16 protein-coding genes are annotated in these 13928 nt (G+C 63.9%); 3 read left to right on the top strand and 13 right to left on the bottom strand.

Translation table 11 applies throughout. The features are described from left to right. Window positions 1-66: 66 nt before the first annotated feature. The 6 genes from ACZ9AQ_RS14865 to ACZ9AQ_RS14890 form a co-directional block, all read right to left on the bottom strand. The gene (locus ACZ9AQ_RS14865; protein WP_429203989.1) at window positions 67-939 is read right to left on the bottom strand and encodes a cytochrome c oxidase subunit 3; all 873 of its coding nucleotides are present in this window, start codon (window positions 937-939) and stop codon (window positions 67-69) included. A gap of 88 nt (window positions 940-1027) precedes the next feature. After that, window positions 1028-1237 (bottom strand): DUF2970 domain-containing protein, encoded by a 210-nt coding sequence (locus ACZ9AQ_RS14870; protein ID WP_429203988.1) that lies wholly within the window; start codon window positions 1235-1237, stop codon window positions 1028-1030. Further along, entirely contained in the window at window positions 1230-1811 is a 582-nt protein-coding gene (locus tag ACZ9AQ_RS14875) for a cytochrome c oxidase assembly protein (protein WP_429203987.1), read from the bottom strand. Before ACZ9AQ_RS14875 ends, ACZ9AQ_RS14870 begins: the two co-directional genes overlap by 8 nt. Window positions 1812-1923: 112 nt before the next feature. Further along, on the bottom strand, window positions 1924-3537 hold the full coding sequence (gene ctaD, locus ACZ9AQ_RS14880) for a cytochrome c oxidase subunit I (RefSeq protein WP_429203985.1): 1614 nt from the start codon (window positions 3535-3537) through the stop codon (window positions 1924-1926). 15 nt (window positions 3538-3552) lie between these two features. After that, on the bottom strand, window positions 3553-4749 hold the full coding sequence (gene coxB / locus ACZ9AQ_RS14885; protein ID WP_429203983.1) for a cytochrome c oxidase subunit II: 1197 nt from the start codon (window positions 4747-4749) through the stop codon (window positions 3553-3555). Between the two features lie 350 nt (window positions 4750-5099). Further along, a complete protein-coding gene (locus ACZ9AQ_RS14890; protein WP_429203981.1) occupies window positions 5100-6017 on the bottom strand; it encodes a methyltransferase domain-containing protein in 918 nt (305 codons plus the stop codon). A 60-nt stretch (window positions 6018-6077) separates the two neighbouring features. Here ACZ9AQ_RS14890 and ACZ9AQ_RS14895 point away from each other — a divergent pair, with 60 nt between their 5' ends. Then, on the top strand, window positions 6078-6797 hold the full coding sequence (locus tag ACZ9AQ_RS14895) for a ComF family protein (protein WP_429203980.1): 720 nt from the start codon (window positions 6078-6080) through the stop codon (window positions 6795-6797). Between the two features lie 35 nt (window positions 6798-6832). Next, complete coding sequence (trmL, locus tag ACZ9AQ_RS14900) at window positions 6833-7303, top strand: tRNA (uridine(34)/cytosine(34)/5-carboxymethylaminomethyluridine(34)-2'-O)-methyltransferase TrmL (protein ID WP_429203979.1); 471 nt, start codon at window positions 6833-6835, stop codon at window positions 7301-7303. A gap of 120 nt (window positions 7304-7423) precedes the next feature. Here trmL and ACZ9AQ_RS14905 read toward each other — a convergent pair whose 3' ends face one another. From ACZ9AQ_RS14905 to ACZ9AQ_RS14920, 4 genes are all read right to left on the bottom strand, one after another. Further along, complete coding sequence (locus tag ACZ9AQ_RS14905) at window positions 7424-7816, bottom strand: GNAT family N-acetyltransferase (protein WP_429204226.1); 393 nt, start codon at window positions 7814-7816, stop codon at window positions 7424-7426. A 262-nt stretch (window positions 7817-8078) separates the two neighbouring features. Beyond that, complete coding sequence (locus ACZ9AQ_RS14910) at window positions 8079-8330, bottom strand: hypothetical protein (protein ID WP_429203977.1); 252 nt, start codon at window positions 8328-8330, stop codon at window positions 8079-8081. Between the two features lie 277 nt (window positions 8331-8607). Continuing rightward, on the bottom strand, window positions 8608-9105 hold the full coding sequence (locus tag ACZ9AQ_RS14915) for a cupin domain-containing protein (RefSeq protein ID WP_429203976.1): 498 nt from the start codon (window positions 9103-9105) through the stop codon (window positions 8608-8610). A gap of 53 nt (window positions 9106-9158) precedes the next feature. After that, window positions 9159-10337 carry a GDSL-type esterase/lipase family protein gene (locus ACZ9AQ_RS14920; RefSeq protein ID WP_429203975.1) on the bottom strand — a complete coding sequence of 393 codons (1179 nt, stop codon included), beginning with the start codon at window positions 10335-10337 and terminating at the stop codon, window positions 9159-9161. A gap of 235 nt (window positions 10338-10572) precedes the next feature. Between ACZ9AQ_RS14920 and ACZ9AQ_RS14925 the strand changes: the two genes are divergently transcribed. Beyond that, a complete protein-coding gene (locus ACZ9AQ_RS14925; protein ID WP_429203973.1) occupies window positions 10573-10938 on the top strand; it encodes a hypothetical protein in 366 nt (121 codons plus the stop codon). Window positions 10939-10950: 12 nt separating this feature from the next. Here the strand turns inward: ACZ9AQ_RS14925 and ACZ9AQ_RS14930 are convergent, their stop codons facing one another. From ACZ9AQ_RS14930 to ACZ9AQ_RS14940, 3 genes are read right to left on the bottom strand one after another with little or no spacing between them, the layout of a single operon-like run. Further along, window positions 10951-12129, bottom strand: a complete 1179-nt coding sequence (locus ACZ9AQ_RS14930) for an aminotransferase class V-fold PLP-dependent enzyme (protein WP_429203972.1) — start codon at window positions 12127-12129, stop codon at window positions 10951-10953. Window positions 12130-12134: 5 nt separating this feature from the next. After that, a complete protein-coding gene (rfaE2, locus tag ACZ9AQ_RS14935; RefSeq protein ID WP_429203970.1) occupies window positions 12135-12608 on the bottom strand; it encodes a D-glycero-beta-D-manno-heptose 1-phosphate adenylyltransferase in 474 nt (157 codons plus the stop codon). Between the two features lie 17 nt (window positions 12609-12625). Next, window positions 12626-13810, bottom strand: coding sequence for a PilT/PilU family type 4a pilus ATPase (locus ACZ9AQ_RS14940; RefSeq protein ID WP_429203968.1), 1185 nt, complete (start codon window positions 13808-13810; stop codon window positions 12626-12628). Between the last annotated feature and the right edge of the window lie 118 nt (window positions 13811-13928).

Genomic DNA, 13928 nt, shown 5'->3' on the forward strand with positions numbered 1-13928 from the left:
GGCGGAGCCGCCAACCCTACGTAGGGTTGGCGGCTATGCCGCCGACGCGTTCAACCCTCATTTGCATCACAACCAATATATAACAACGTACAAGCCCAGCCACACCACGTCGACAAAGTGCCAATACCATGCGGCGCCTTCGAAGCCGAAGTGGTTGTCTGCAGTAAAGTGCCCTTTCATCACGCGGTACAGGATCACCCCCAACATGATCGCCCCCATCGTCACGTGGAAGCCGTGGAAACCGGTCAGCATGAAGAAGGTCGAGCCATAGATGCCCGAGGTCAGCTTCAGGTTCAGGTCGCGGTAGGCATGGATGTATTCATACGCCTGGAAACCCATGAACACGGCGCCCAGCAAGATCGTCGCCGCCAGCCAGATCGCGGTCTTGTTGCGGTGTCCGGCGCGCAGCGCGTGGTGGGCAATGGTGAGCGTCACGCCGGAGGTCAGCAGCAGCGCGGTATTGATGGTCGGGATCGGGAACGGTCCCATGGTACGGAAGCCGTCGACGATGTTGGCAGGACCGGTATTGCCCCACTGCGCCGAGAAGTCGGGCCACAGGATCTGGTGGTCGAGGTCGGCCAGCCAGGGCATCGAGATTGCGCGCGCGTAGAACAGCGCGCCGAAGAAGGCGCCGAAGAACATCACCTCAGAGAAAATGAACCAGCTCATCGACCAGCGGTAGGACAGGTCGATGCGCTTGCCGTACAGGCCCGCTTCGGATTCGCGGATCGCATCGCCGAACCAGAAGTACAGCACCACCAGCATGGCGACGATGCCGGCCAGGCACACCGGCGGCGCCCACGACATGCTGTTGACCCAGCCGGACGCGCCGGCCATCGTCACCAGCATCGAGATGCCGGCCAGCAGCGGCCAGCGCGACGGGCCGGGAACGTAATAGTAAGGCGCGGCGCCTGCGGAACTCACTGGTGACGAACTCATGTTTATCTCCTCCGTGATTCTATTATTGTGCATCTGTGCTGATTAACCTGGGTCCCCGCCTCCGCGGGGACGACGTTGTCTGGTATAGCTATGCCGTCGATACTGCGAACCTTACCGCGAGCATGATCAGTCCGATGAAGATCGCGACCCCGATCAACCCGGCGACGATCACGTGGATCGGATTCAGGTTGGCGGCATCGCTCTCGTAATCCTTGCGCTTGCGTACGCCGAAGAAGGACCAGAACACGGCCTTCATGGTGGCGAGAAAATTCGCCTTGCGCTGGTGTGGCTTATCCATTCTTCGCCGGCGCCGGCGCCGGTGGCGCCGCTGCCGCCTTGAAGGCGCCGCCGATCTCGAAGAAGGTGTACGACAGCGTGATGTTCTTCACTTCGCGCGGCAGCTTGGGATCGATGAAGAACACCACCGGCATCTGGCGCGCCTCGTTCGGCCCCATGGTCTGCTCCTGGAAGCAGAAGCAGTCCACCTTCATGAAGTGCGGCGTGGCCGATTGCGGCGCATAGCTCGGGATCGCCTGGGCCTTGACCGCCCTGCCCTGGGTGTTGACCACCTCGTACATGACGGTGGCCAGCTCGCCCGGGTGCACGTCGATGCTGCGCGTGGTCGGGCGGAAGCGCCACGGGCCCTGCGAATTGCCGTCCAGCTCGATCGTGATGGTGCGCGACGTGTCCACCTGGGTGTTGGTCGGCGCCGCCACGAACTCGCCCTTCTGGGTCAGCACGTTAATGCCGAGCACTTCGCAGATCTGTCGATAGACCGGCACCAGCGCGTAGCCGAAGCCGAACATCGCGATCGCCACCACCACCAGCTTGCCGAGCGTAGTGCGGTTCAGGCGCAGGAGCTTGCTGTTCATGGCCGGCCTCAGCTCAGCAGCGTGAACTTGACGAACACGCTGGCGAAAAAGAACAGCGCCAGGCCGCCCACCCACAGGGCGGTGCGCAGATTGTTCGGTTTACGCGGGTTCATCATTTCACCAGCGGCGGATGTTCGAAGGTGTGGAACGGCGCCGGGCTCGGCACGGTCCACTCCAGGCCTTCCGCGCCTTCCCATGGTTTCGCCGGCGCCTTGGCGCCGCCGCGGATGGTCGGCAGCACCACCGCGAACAGGAAGTACACCTGGGAAAAACCGAAGCCGAAGGCGCCGATCGACACGATCATGTTGAAGTCGGTGAACTGCACCGCGTAGTCGGCATAGCGGCGCGGCATGCCGGCCAGTCCCAGGAAGTGCATCGGGAAGAAGGTGACGTTGAAGGTGATGAGCGACAGCCAGAAGTGGATCTTGCCGCGGCCTTCGGGATACATATGGCCGGTCCACTTCGGCGCCCAGTAGTAGAAGCCGGCGAACAGCGCGAACAGCGAGCCGGCCACCAGCACGTAGTGGAAGTGGGCCACCACGTAATAGGTGTCGTGCACCTGGATGTCGATCGGGGTCACGGCCAGGATCAGGCCGGTGAAGCCGCCCATGGTGAACACGAAGATGAAGCCGACCGCGAACAGCATCGGGGTCTCGAAGGTCATCGAGCCCTTCCACATGGTGGCGACCCAGTTGAACACCTTCACGCCGGTCGGCACCGCGATCAGCATGGTGGCGTACATGAAGAACAGCTGCGAGGTCACCGGCATGCCGGTGGTGAACATGTGGTGGGCCCAGACCACGAACGACAGGATCGCGATCGAGGCGGTGGCGTACACCATCGAGGCATAGCCGAACAGCGGCTTCCTGGCGAAGGCCGGGATGATCTGCGAGACGATGCCGAAGGCCGGCAGGATCATGATGTAGACCTCGGGGTGGCCGAAGAACCAGAAGATGTGCTGGTACATCACCGGGTCGCCGCCGCCGGCGGCGTTGAAGAACGAGGTGCCGAAGTGGCGGTCGGTCAGGGTCATGGTGATGGCCCCGGCCAGCACCGGCATCACGGCGATGAGCAGGTAGGCGGTGATCAGCCAGGTCCAGCAGAACATCGGCATCTTCATCAGGGTCATGCCCGGCGCGCGCATGTTCAGGATGGTGACGATGATGTTAATGGAACCCATGATCGACGAGGCGCCCATGATGTGCATCGCGAAGATCGCCATGTCCATGCCGACACCCATCTGGGTCGACAGCGGGGCATACAGGGTCCAGCCGGCGGCGGTGGCGCCGCCCGGCACCAGGAAGGAGCCGGCCAGCAGCAGCGCGGCCGGCGGCAGCAGCCAGAACGAGAAGTTGTTCATGCGCGCGAACGCCATGTCCGAGGCGCCCACCTGCAGCGGCAGCATCCAGTTGGCGAAGCCGACGAAGGCAGGCATGATCGCGCCGAACACCATCACCAGGCCGTGCATCGTGGTGAGCTGGTTGAAGAATTCGGGGCGCACGAATTGCAGGCCCGGCTGGAACAGCTCGGCGCGGATCATCAGCGCCAGCACGCCGCCCGAGAGCAGCATGATGAACGAGAACCAGAGATAAAGGGTGCCGATGTCCTTGTGGTTGGTGGCGAACAGCCAGCGGCGCCAGCCGTGTGGATGCTCGTGGTGTTCGTCGTGCGCATGGTCGTGCGCATGCGCCTGGTCGTGGCCGTGGTCGATCGTCGTGGTGCTCATGTCGTTACCCCTGCATTATTTGCGTGCGGCCAGGACTTCGGCCGGTTGAACGATATTTTCCGCAGCCTTGTTCGACCAGGTATTGCGGGTATAGGTGATCACGGCGGCGATCTCGGTATCGGACAACTGTTTCCAGGCCGGCATCTCGGTCGGGAACCTGCCGGTCTTCTGGCCATTGAGCAGGATGTCGATCTGATGCTTCTTGTCGCCCAGCACGTTCGGCGAACCGTCCAGCGCCGCGAAGGCGGCGGGCACGCCCTTGCCGTTGGCCTGGTGGCAGGCCACGCAGTTGGCGGCGTAGACCTGCTCGCCGCGGGTCTTGAGCTCGTCGATGGTCCAGGTCTTGGTCGGATCGTCGGCCAGCGCCGCCATTTCCTTCTTCTTGCCCTCGACCCAGGCGGTGTATTCGGCGTCGGTCACCACGCGCACCACGATCGGCATGAAGGCGTGGTCCTTGCCGCACAGCTCGACGCAGTTGCCGCGGTAGACGCCGGTCTTCTCGGCGCGGAACCAGCCGTCGCGCACGAAACCGGGGATGGCGTCCTGCTTGATCGCGAACGCCGGAATCGTCCAGGCGTGGATCACGTCGTTGGCGGTGAACACCATGCGAATTTTCTTGTTAACCGGGACCACCATCTCGTTATCGACTTCGAGCAGGTAGTTCTCGGTGCGCGCCTCGGTGGGCTTGACGCCCGGCTCGCCGATCTGGGAGCGCGGCGTGGCCAGGTTCGACAGGAACGAGATGCCTTCGCCCTCGCCTTTCAGGTAATCGTAGCCCCACTTCCATTGCATGCCGGTGGCCTTGATGGTGAGGTCGGCGTTCGAAGTGTCCTTCAGGTCGACCACGGTCTTGGTCGCGGGCAGCGCCATGCCGATGACGATCAGGAACGGCACCACGGTCCAGGCGATCTCGACGGCGGTGGATTCGTGGAAGGTGGCCGGTTTGTGGCCCAGAGATTTACGGTGCTTGAACACCGAGTAGAACATGACGCCGAACACGCCGAGGAAGATCACCAGGCAGACGATCATCATCCAGTTGTGCAGGGAATAGATGTCGGCGCCGACGGCGGTGACGGGAACCTGCATATTGAGCTGGTGCTCGAGAGGCCGGCCCGTGAGCGGCTGTTGCTGCGCCAGGGCTGGCGTGGCGCCGGCTGCTGCGAGTACGGCAAAGCCGTACAGCACGGCCTGAAGTCGCGTTGCATATGTCATGTATGTCCCCAACCACCCTAAAAATAAGAATATTTTTAAACGGGCCCAGCAATTTCGTGAACGAACCGCGCCCGCTCCTACTGATCGCAAAGGGCTTGCCGGGTCGTCCCGCGTAATTGCGCTGCGGAATGGTGGGAAACCATCTCGCCCACCTGGCAATACGTTGCTGCCAGGACCGGGCGACTCTGCGACTGCTGCAATTCTTTTTTCTACTTTTCGTCCGATTCTGCCGCTTTTTTAAGCGATTCTATTAGCCCGACGGGAAAAATAGCAATTGATTATATCTAAAGCACTAATTTTTATTCAAGGAAAATCGGGACTATTCACGTATGAGCCATGCAAGGCAGGTATCAGGGCTTGCGGGGCTGGAAGCGCACGATCGATTCGCCCGAGGCGGTGGTGCGCGGCGCGGGACGGAAGGCGTGGCCGTAGATGACTTCGAAGCTCAAGCCGAGCTTGCCGTCCGGCCGGCGCTGCGCCTCGAAGGCGTCGAGCAGCCGCTGCCAGGCCGCACGGCCGATCAGGCCGCGGCGGCGCGATTCCAGCGGATTGCCGCCCAGCGCCCGCACGTCCGCCAGCAGCGCCTGCGGCGTGTCGTAGGTGACGGTGATGCGTTCCATGTCCATCACGGGGGTCGAGAAACCGACCTCGACCAGCTGGTCGCCGAAGTCGTGCATGTCGACGAAGGGCAAGGTGTGCGGATAGGCGTCGAGCGCGGCGAAGGCAGTGCGCAGCTCGGTGAAGGTGTCGGGGCCGAAGCAGGAAAACATCAGCAGGCCTTCCACCCGCAGCACGCGGCGCCATTCGGCGAACACGCGGTCGGGCAGCGGGTGCCAGTGCAGCGCCAGGTTCGACCACAGCAGGTCGAGCGAGTTCGGTCCCAGGGGCAGGTTGCCGTAGTCGCCGCACAGCAGGTCGACGCCGGCCTTGGCCGGCATCAAGCGGTTTAACAACTGATTGAGCGCGCCGCCGGTCGATGCCGGCGCCTTGGCCGCGCGCACCATGGCCCCTGCCCCATCGAGGCCCAGGATCTGGGCCGCCGGATAGGTTTTCTGCAACAAGCCCAGGTCGGCCCCGGCGCCGCACCCCGCGTCCAGCACCTGCCGGGGAACGATCTTCACCAGGCTCAGGCGCTCGTGCATGCGTTCGGCGATCTCGCGGCGCAAGAAATCCGATGGGGCGATGCGCTTGGGATGGGCGAACAGCCCGCGCACGCGGGACAGGTCGATCGGGGCGCTCAGCCTGGACGGGGATTGAGGAGAAGCCATGGGAAGCAAGTCGAAATGAGATAATGTCGGCAGTTTAACCGGTTGTGGGAAGTCGAGCCGATGCTGGACCTTCGCGCACTGCCCGGCCGCCTGCTGGGCGCCATGCTGCCTTCGGCCTGCGCCTTGTGCGGAGGGCATTCGGGACAAGCCGTGTGCCCGGCCTGCGAGCAAGCCTACGTTTTGCCCGTGACGCGCTGCCCGTGCTGCGCCAATCCGGTCGGCGCGCTCGACCTTGGCCGGCATTGCGGCGCCTGCCTGGCGGGCAGGCCCGCCTTCGACGCCACCGTGGCCGCCTGCGATTACGCGGCGCCGCTCGACAGCCTGGTGCTGCAGCTCAAATTTGGCGCCCAGCTGGCGCTGGCCCCGTGGATGGCGCGCGTGCTGCAGGACGCCGTCGCTTTTGCAGCGCCAGCCTTGCCCGACGTGCTGTGCCCGGTGCCGCTGGGCCCCGCCCGCCTGGTCGAGCGCGGCTACAACCAGGCGCTCGAGGTGGCGCGACCGCTGGCCGGCGCGCTGCGCTTGCCGGTCGCGCCGCGGCTCTTGCAGCGGGTGCGGGAAACCCCGGCGCAGTCGAATGCGGCGCCGGGAGAGCGCAAGAAGAACGTGCGCGGGGCGTTCGGGGTGGACGCCGCGGGCGACCTGCGCGGACGCCATGTGGGCGTGGTCGACGACGTCATGTCGAGCGGGCATACGCTCGACGAAATCGCGACCGTCCTGAAACAGGCCGGCGCCGCGCGCGTCACGAACTTCGTGTTCGCGCGCACACCGCCGCATGCATGACGCATCGGCATCAGACACCAATGAGGAGAAATACGTTGTTCCATGTCGTCCTGGTCGAGCCAGAAATCCCGCCGAATACCGGCAACGTGATCCGCCTGTGCGCCAACGCCGGCGCCCAGCTGCACCTGATCGAACCGCTCGGTTTTCCGCTGGACGACGCCAAGATGCGCCGCGCCGGGCTGGATTACCACGAGTACGCCAATATGAAGGTGCACAAGAACTGGGACGCCTTCCTGGAGGCGGTCCAGCCGGATCAGTCGCGCATGTTCGCGCTCACCACGCATGGCTCGTCGCCGTTCGCCGACGCGCGCTTCCAGCCGGGCGACGTGTTCGTGTTCGGGCCGGAGTCGCGCGGCCTGGCGCCGGCTTTTAGAGAAACCTTCCCGCCGGCCCAGCGCATCCGGCTGCCGATGCGGCCCGATAACCGCAGCCTGAATCTGTCGAACACGGTGGCGATCGTGGTGTACGAGGCCTGGCGGCAGAACGGTTACCTGGGCGGAACATAGTTCGGGCTCGACCTTGGGTCGCAGGATAAGGCCCAGTACGACCCTCATGCAGGCGCCTGCATGCGGCGTGTGTCCGCTGACAAGCACAGCAGACACCGGCGTATCGCGATCGCAGCCGCTTCAGGTACGCTGACGGACGTAACTATCGACTTCCTTGCCGTTCAGCGCAGTCTTCATGTCGTACGTCATTCCCAGGCGCTCGGCAACACGACGCGATGATTCGTTGCCGGAATCGATCAGCGCCCGCACCTTCGGTTCACGCCGAACCTCGAACGCATGTTTCATGACTGCCGCCGCCGCTTCGTTCGCAATTCCTTTTCCCCAGAATGCGCGATAGGTATTCCATCCCATCTCCATCACGGTTGATTCGTCGCGAAAGAAAGCTCCCACGCTGCCCACCAGCCGGCCCGTCTGCCGGTCTTCGATCGACCACCAGCCAGCCTGGTGCAGGAGCCACAATCCGGCATGGGAGGTGAAGATGCGCCAAGCGGTCTGACGGTCTGCCGAGCCCAGAGATGCGCGGAGCTTTCAGGATTCGACAAGTGCTCCGCAAATAATTCGAAGTCTTCAACACGATATTCCCGCAGCGTCAGCCGGTCTGTCTGGAGGCGAGGCACGGAAATCGTCAGGGCGTGATTCATGAGAAGTGCATCCTTGAATGTTGAACTGGTGTTCACTGTCCGCTTCTGGTCGAAAGCAGGTCTGGTCAGTCCGCTATCGACCCAGGGTGTGTCAAAACGCGCGCAGACTGCTCTGTCGTTCGGCTCAACTGCGATTACTTTCTGGTGGGCCAAACGGCAGGTCGGAGTTCCCTTTCACGGCCCACTTCGTGCGTCAGGCGGAACTGTTCTGTCAAAGATTTGGCGAAAGCTGGCGTGGTACGGATACGGGCAACTTCTTCCTTGCTAAGTTTAATGCTCACTTCGTAAAGACCGACGCTCCCGGCTAGGTATGTCAGCACCCAGTCGTCGCCATGTCTGAAAACGACGAAATTCCACGCTTCTTCCGCAAGCACTTCGGTGGCCATCCCAGCTCCTATCTGCTCTAGGCGACACATCTTCCTTCTAAAACATTTTAAACTGGACGCTGATACTAGCTCAACAGCTGGTGGTAAACGAGATACGGTGAAATGCATCATCGTCAAACCAAGCCGCAGCAAACGAGCCGTCTGCCTTCGATGTAGGGTGGATTGCAAACACGGTCATTAGGGTACCTAACACTGGCAGTAAAGGTCTGCTTCTGGCCGAGGTCAACCGCTCCTTGTAGGGCAGCCATCGATCCAGGGCATCTTCGCAATCTCATCACTACGACAGGCGCGCGATCAGCTCCGCATGCCCGGGCCAATCCTGCCTGAGGACGGCCTCATCCCCGATCTCGAATTCTTCGAACTCAAAGCCCGGGGCGACCGTGCAACCCACAAGGCTGTAGCCCTCCGGCGCCTCGCATTCAGCGGCGAACCAGCGCCCGGCGGGAACCAGCACCTGGAAATGCGCGCCCTCGTGCCGCAATGGGTTACCGAGTCTGAGAACGCTGAGTCCTCCATCGGGCTCCAGCACGTAGATTCGAATCGGCACACCGTCATAGAAATGCCACATCTCGTCCGATCGAATCCGATGCCAGGTCGACCTCTCCCTTGCGCGAAGCAGGTAATAGATCGCGGTCGAGGCAGAACGGTCAGCCACCTCCCCCGCCCTGTTCACGCGGTGTTGACTCCGGTAGGTCTCCTTGAAATGGCCTCCTTCCGGATGCGGCGTGAGCGACAGCAGAGAGATCAGATTGTCCGAGGGGGTTTCAAACGTCATGGGAGTCTCCCAGGTCAAGGGGTAACAGTTTTATATTCCAGCAAAAGTACTATTCAAATCCAAGTCTCGTCATTGCCAAACACCCCGGCACGGAAAGCCAACGTGCAAAAACGTTCGCCGATCAGGCGGTGCGCCTCCGCCTCGGGGTGCAGCTCGTCGGGCAGCGGATAACGCGCATTGTCGTCCAGGCCGTAAAGCTCCGTCCCGTCGAGATAATGGAGATTCGCATCGGCCAACGCGCGCTGCCGGACGATCTTCTGCAACTGCTCGCGAATCACGCCGAGGGTCAGCTTGCCCTGCCGGCGCTCGGCGTCGTTGCCCATCGCCCGGAACAGCAACTTGCCCTTTTCCAGCGCCTTGCCATCGAACATGGTCGGTCCCGGCGTCGTTTCATGGATCGGGCACCAGGTCGGCGAAATCACCAGCAGCGGCGTCGTCGGATGCCCTTCCCTGATCGTGTCGAGAAAACCGTGCACCGCCGGCCCGAAGGCGCGCAGCCGCATCGCGTCCGTGTTGACGAGGTTGATCCCGAGCTTGAGGCTGATCACGTCGGCCGGCAAATCGCGGATCGTGCGCGCCGTGAACGGGTCCAACAATGCGCTGCCACCCAGGCCGAGATTGAGCAGATCGACACCGGCCAGCTGCGCGGCCACGGCCGGCCAGATGCCGGTGGGGCTGGTTGCATTCGAGCCCTGACTGATCGAGCTGCCATGGTGCAGCCAGCGGCGCTTGCTGGTCGCGGCCAGCGGAGCGACCGGCGCATCGGCATCCAGCGCCACCAGCTCGGTCGTCTCGTCATGCGGCAGCCAGATCTCGACGGTCTTGTCGCCCGGCGGCAGGCCGGCAAAGCGCAGCCGCTGGGGTTCTCCCGGCCGCATCTTCGCCGCGCCGGACAGCATGTCGATGTCCATGATCTTGCCGCCCGGCGCGCTGGCCTGCTGCGTCAATGCGCCATCGACGAGCAGGTCATAAAGGCCGTCCGGGCGCGGCGCCATGGCGCCGTAGCGGCGCTTGGTCGGCAACACGACCAGTTCCACGACCGTCGCCGCTGTCCGCAGCGCCAGACGCACGCCGGAAGGCTGCGCCTCCGCCATCGCCAGTTGCGGATCCTGGCACTGGGCGCGCGCCCAGGCCGGCAGGCGGTGCGGCAGCAGGCCCGCTTCCGTGCGCTCGAGTTCGACGGCGCCATGGACCAGGTCGGGCGTGATCGGTAAATGGAAGGACAGCGTCATCGCGGTATTCCTGAGAGGATTGATGCAGCGCTCATTATAAGTATCGCAGCCCAAGGGCCTCAGCCTGAGGACCCCGGCCGGTGACACCGGCGCCGCCGCTGCGTGGTTTGCTCATCTACAGTTCCCGCGACAAGCTCTGGGACGCGTACCATACGGGTTGACCCTGCGCCGGCATCCGCCTGCAAGCTGCCCCCGGCCCAGCCCCCATCCAGCCAATGAAACGAAAGCCGACACCATGCTGATACGCGTCTTCACGACCGATGACCAATCCGAACCTTCGCTGGCCATGGAAACGCAGGTCGACGCCGCCGCACTGATGGCGATGGCGCAACCGCGCGCAGCCGAGGCGCGCGAACGTGGCGCCGAATGGACCGCGGGCGCCATCCCCTTCTTCGTCCAGGAACTGGTCGATGCGCTACAAGCAGGCAAACCCGGCCAGGATATCGAGATGCAGGCGGCGAACGCGGCGATGGCCGCATGGCTCTACGACTCGGTCCACGACGGCGTGGATGCCGACATCTTCGCGCAGTGCGACCTGGCGTTCACGCTGTCGGAGGGCGGTGTGGTGCAATACGACCGCATGCCCGCCACGGCAGGCTGAGCAACGACAGACCTAGGCCGCGCGCCCGGCGGCTTCGCGCGCCAGCAGGTCCAGAGCCTCGACCAGGCGATCCAGCTCCCCCGTCGTCGTGGTCAGCGCCACCGTCACGCGCACGACGCTCGCGTCTCCCACGTGGCGCTCGACCGTGAACACGCCGAACCGCTCCAGCAGCGCCCCGCGCACGTCGCACGCCGCCATGCCGTCGATCGTGAACGCCGCCAGCGCCGTCCCGCCGTCGAGCGGCGTCAGCAGGCGCAGCCCCGGCAGGTCGGCCACGCGCCGCATCCAGTAGCTGCGCAGCCAGTTCAGGCGCGCTTCCTTTGCCGCAGTCCCGCCGAGCATCTCATGGAAATCGAGCGCGCGCGGCGCCGCCATGATGGCGCTCACCGGCGGCATGCCCGCGTGCAGGCGGCCGCGGATGTCGTCCTCGGCATAGTCGCGGTCGCCAAAATGCGGCTCGATCTTCGCCAGATGCGCGGCGCGGATGTAGACGAAGCCCAGTCCCGGCGGCGCGCCGATCCATTTGTGCAGGTTGAAGCCGGCGAAGTCGATGCCCATCGCCTGCACGTCGACCGGCACCTGTCCCAGCGCATGCGCACTGTCGACCAGCACGTCGATGCCGCGCTCGCGCGCCAGCGCCACGATCTCGCGCACCGGCGCCTGCTGGCCGTTGGCCGGATAGACCTGGGACAGCAGCATCAGCTTCAAGCCCGGCGTGTCGCGGATCGCCGTCGCATAATGATCGAGCAATGCGTCACGGCTGAGCGGCAAGGTGAACTGCAGTTCGACCGGACGCGCGCCGCGCCGCCCTTCGAGCCAAGCCATCGCGTAGCGCATGGCCGGATAGTCCAGGTTGGACCACAGCACCGCATCACCCGCCTCCAGCGCGCGATACTGGCCGATCAGCACCTGCATCGATTCGCTGGCGCTGCGCGTGAGCAGGATCTCGTGCGGCTCGGCGTTGATCAGCTGCGCCAGCCGCGCGCGCAGCACTTCTGCATGCCGGTTTCCGAACTCGCCGCGCAGAAAAGGACTCAGGTGGGTGTTCGTATGCCGGATCGCCTCCTCCAGCGCCTGCTGCACCGGCAGCGCCATCGCCCCGAAATAGCCGTGCTCGAGATTGACGATGGCGTCCGGCGCGCGCGGATACAGGGCCTCGAGATCGGCAGCCAGGCCAGGAGGCGTCGGCATGCCGGTCAGCCGCGGATCCGCGCCACCAGTTTGGTGGTCGAGCGGTCATGCTCGAAGTCGATCGCCACCGCCCGGCCGCCATAGGCCAGCACGGCTTTCCCTTCGGGGATCTGGTCCATCACATAGTCGCCGCCCTTGGCGTAGATGTCGGGCCGCCCCTGCTGCACCACTTCCAGCGCGGTGTCTTCGTCGAATTCGACCACCAGGCTCACCGCTTCCAGCGCCGCCAGCACCGCCATGCGATCGGCCAGCGTGTTGTGCGGGCGGTCGTCGCCCTTGCCCAGGCGCTTGACCGAGGCGTCGGTGTTTACCGCCACCACCAGCGAGCCTCCCAGCGCGCGCGCCTGCGCCAGATAGGTCACGTGGCCGCGGTGCAGGATGTCGAACACGCCGTTGGTCAGCACCACGGGTTTCGGTAGTGCGGCAATGCGCGCGGCCAGCTCGGCGCGCGTGCAGATCTTGTTTTCGAATGAAGGCATACGGGATACGGGTTGAATCATTGTTTCGGGGGTTCGTCTTCAGGTTCTTCCTCGATCGCCATCGACAGCTCGGCCGGGCGCGCGGCGGCGCCGCCCGGCTCGCGCCGTTCGCCCGACAGCTTGATCTGCAGGCGCAGGCCGTTGGCCGAGTCGGCATTGCGGATCGCCTCGTCGTAGCCGATCAGGCCCTTGTTGTACAGCTCGAACAAGGCCTGGTCGAAGGTGCACATGCCCAGTTCGCGCGACTTGTGCATGATCTCCTTGATGTTCTGGAAGTTCCCCTTGAGGATCATCTCGCCGATGGTCGGCGTGTTGAGCAGGATCTCGATCGCCGCCTTGCGTCCTTTTCCGTCCTCGGTGCGCACCAGGCGCTGCGAGACGATGGCGCGCAGGTTCGACGACAGGTCCATCAACAGCTGATTGCGCCGCTCTTCCGGGAAGAAGTTGATGATCCGGTCCATCGTCTGGTTGGCGTTATTGGCGTGCAGCGTGCCCAGGCACAGGTGGCCGGTCTCGGCGAAGGCGATCGCGTGCTCCATCGTCTCGGTATCGCGGATCTCGCCGATCAGGATCACGTCCGGCGCCTGGCGCAGCGTGTTCTTCAGCGCGTGGTGCCACGACAGGGTGTCGACACCCACTTCGCGGTGCGTCACCAGGCAATTCTTGTTCTTGTGGACGTACTCCACCGGGTCTTCCACCGTGATGATGTGGCCGGCCGAGTTGCTGTTGCGGTAGTCGATCATCGCCGCCAGCGTGGTCGACTTGCCGGAACCGGTGCCGCCCACCACCAGCACCAGGCCGCGCTTGGTCATCACCACGTCCTTGAGCACCTCGGGCAGGTCGAGCTTTTCGAAGTTGGGGATCTCGGAGGCGATCGTGCGCACCACCATGCCCACGCTCTGCTGCTGCACGTAGACGTTGACGCGGAAGCGGCAGACGCCGGGCAAGGAAATAGCAAAATTGCACTCCATCTCGGTCTCGAACTCGGCGCGCTGGCGCTCGTTCATGATCGACAGCGCCAGCGCGCGCGTGACTTCGCCGGTGAGCCGTTGCTGACTGAGCGCCTTCATCGCCCCCTGGTGTTTAATACTTGGAGGAAAATCTGCCGAGATGAAAAGATCGGAGCCGCCCTGATGGTGCATCACCGTCAACAGCTTGTGAATATAGGCCTGGGCTTCCGCCGGACCGAACGTCGAAGACATGCTGGCCTTTCAAAAATTGCAGTGGTGTAGCCTGCGGAGCAATTATATCGACTATGATTCTCGCTAAACTACTATTTCATGGCCAAAACGGGTCCGGCGCCGCGGCGCCGACCGCAGA

The sequence above is a fragment of the Massilia sp. UYP34 genome, assembly GCF_056279385.1.

Excerpts from the sequence above, each read along its gene's own strand:
- ACZ9AQ_RS14865 (WP_429203989.1), bottom strand. The coding sequence starts at position 939 with ATGAGTTCGTCACCAGTGAGTTCCGCAGGCGCCGCGCCTTACTATTAC.
- ACZ9AQ_RS14870 (WP_429203988.1), bottom strand. The coding sequence starts at position 1,237 with ATGGATAAGCCACACCAGCGCAAGGCGAATTTTCTCGCCACCATGAAG.
- ACZ9AQ_RS14875 (WP_429203987.1), bottom strand. The coding sequence starts at position 1,811 with ATGAACAGCAAGCTCCTGCGCCTGAACCGCACTACGCTCGGCAAGCTG.
- ctaD (WP_429203985.1), bottom strand. The coding sequence starts at position 3,537 with ATGAGCACCACGACGATCGACCACGGCCACGACCAGGCGCATGCGCAC.
- coxB (WP_429203983.1), bottom strand. The coding sequence starts at position 4,749 with ATGACATATGCAACGCGACTTCAGGCCGTGCTGTACGGCTTTGCCGTA.
- ACZ9AQ_RS14890 (WP_429203981.1), bottom strand. The coding sequence starts at position 6,017 with ATGGCTTCTCCTCAATCCCCGTCCAGGCTGAGCGCCCCGATCGACCTG.
- ACZ9AQ_RS14895 (WP_429203980.1), top strand. The coding sequence starts at position 6,078 with ATGCTGGACCTTCGCGCACTGCCCGGCCGCCTGCTGGGCGCCATGCTG.
- ACZ9AQ_RS14910 (WP_429203977.1), bottom strand. The coding sequence starts at position 8,330 with ATGGCCACCGAAGTGCTTGCGGAAGAAGCGTGGAATTTCGTCGTTTTC.
- ACZ9AQ_RS14915 (WP_429203976.1), bottom strand. The coding sequence starts at position 9,105 with ATGACGTTTGAAACCCCCTCGGACAATCTGATCTCTCTGCTGTCGCTC.
- ACZ9AQ_RS14920 (WP_429203975.1), bottom strand. The coding sequence starts at position 10,337 with ATGACGCTGTCCTTCCATTTACCGATCACGCCCGACCTGGTCCATGGC.
- ACZ9AQ_RS14925 (WP_429203973.1), top strand. The coding sequence starts at position 10,573 with ATGCTGATACGCGTCTTCACGACCGATGACCAATCCGAACCTTCGCTG.
- ACZ9AQ_RS14930 (WP_429203972.1), bottom strand. The coding sequence starts at position 12,129 with ATGCCGACGCCTCCTGGCCTGGCTGCCGATCTCGAGGCCCTGTATCCG.
- rfaE2 (WP_429203970.1), bottom strand. The coding sequence starts at position 12,608 with ATGCCTTCATTCGAAAACAAGATCTGCACGCGCGCCGAGCTGGCCGCG.
- ACZ9AQ_RS14940 (WP_429203968.1), bottom strand. The coding sequence starts at position 13,810 with ATGTCTTCGACGTTCGGTCCGGCGGAAGCCCAGGCCTATATTCACAAG.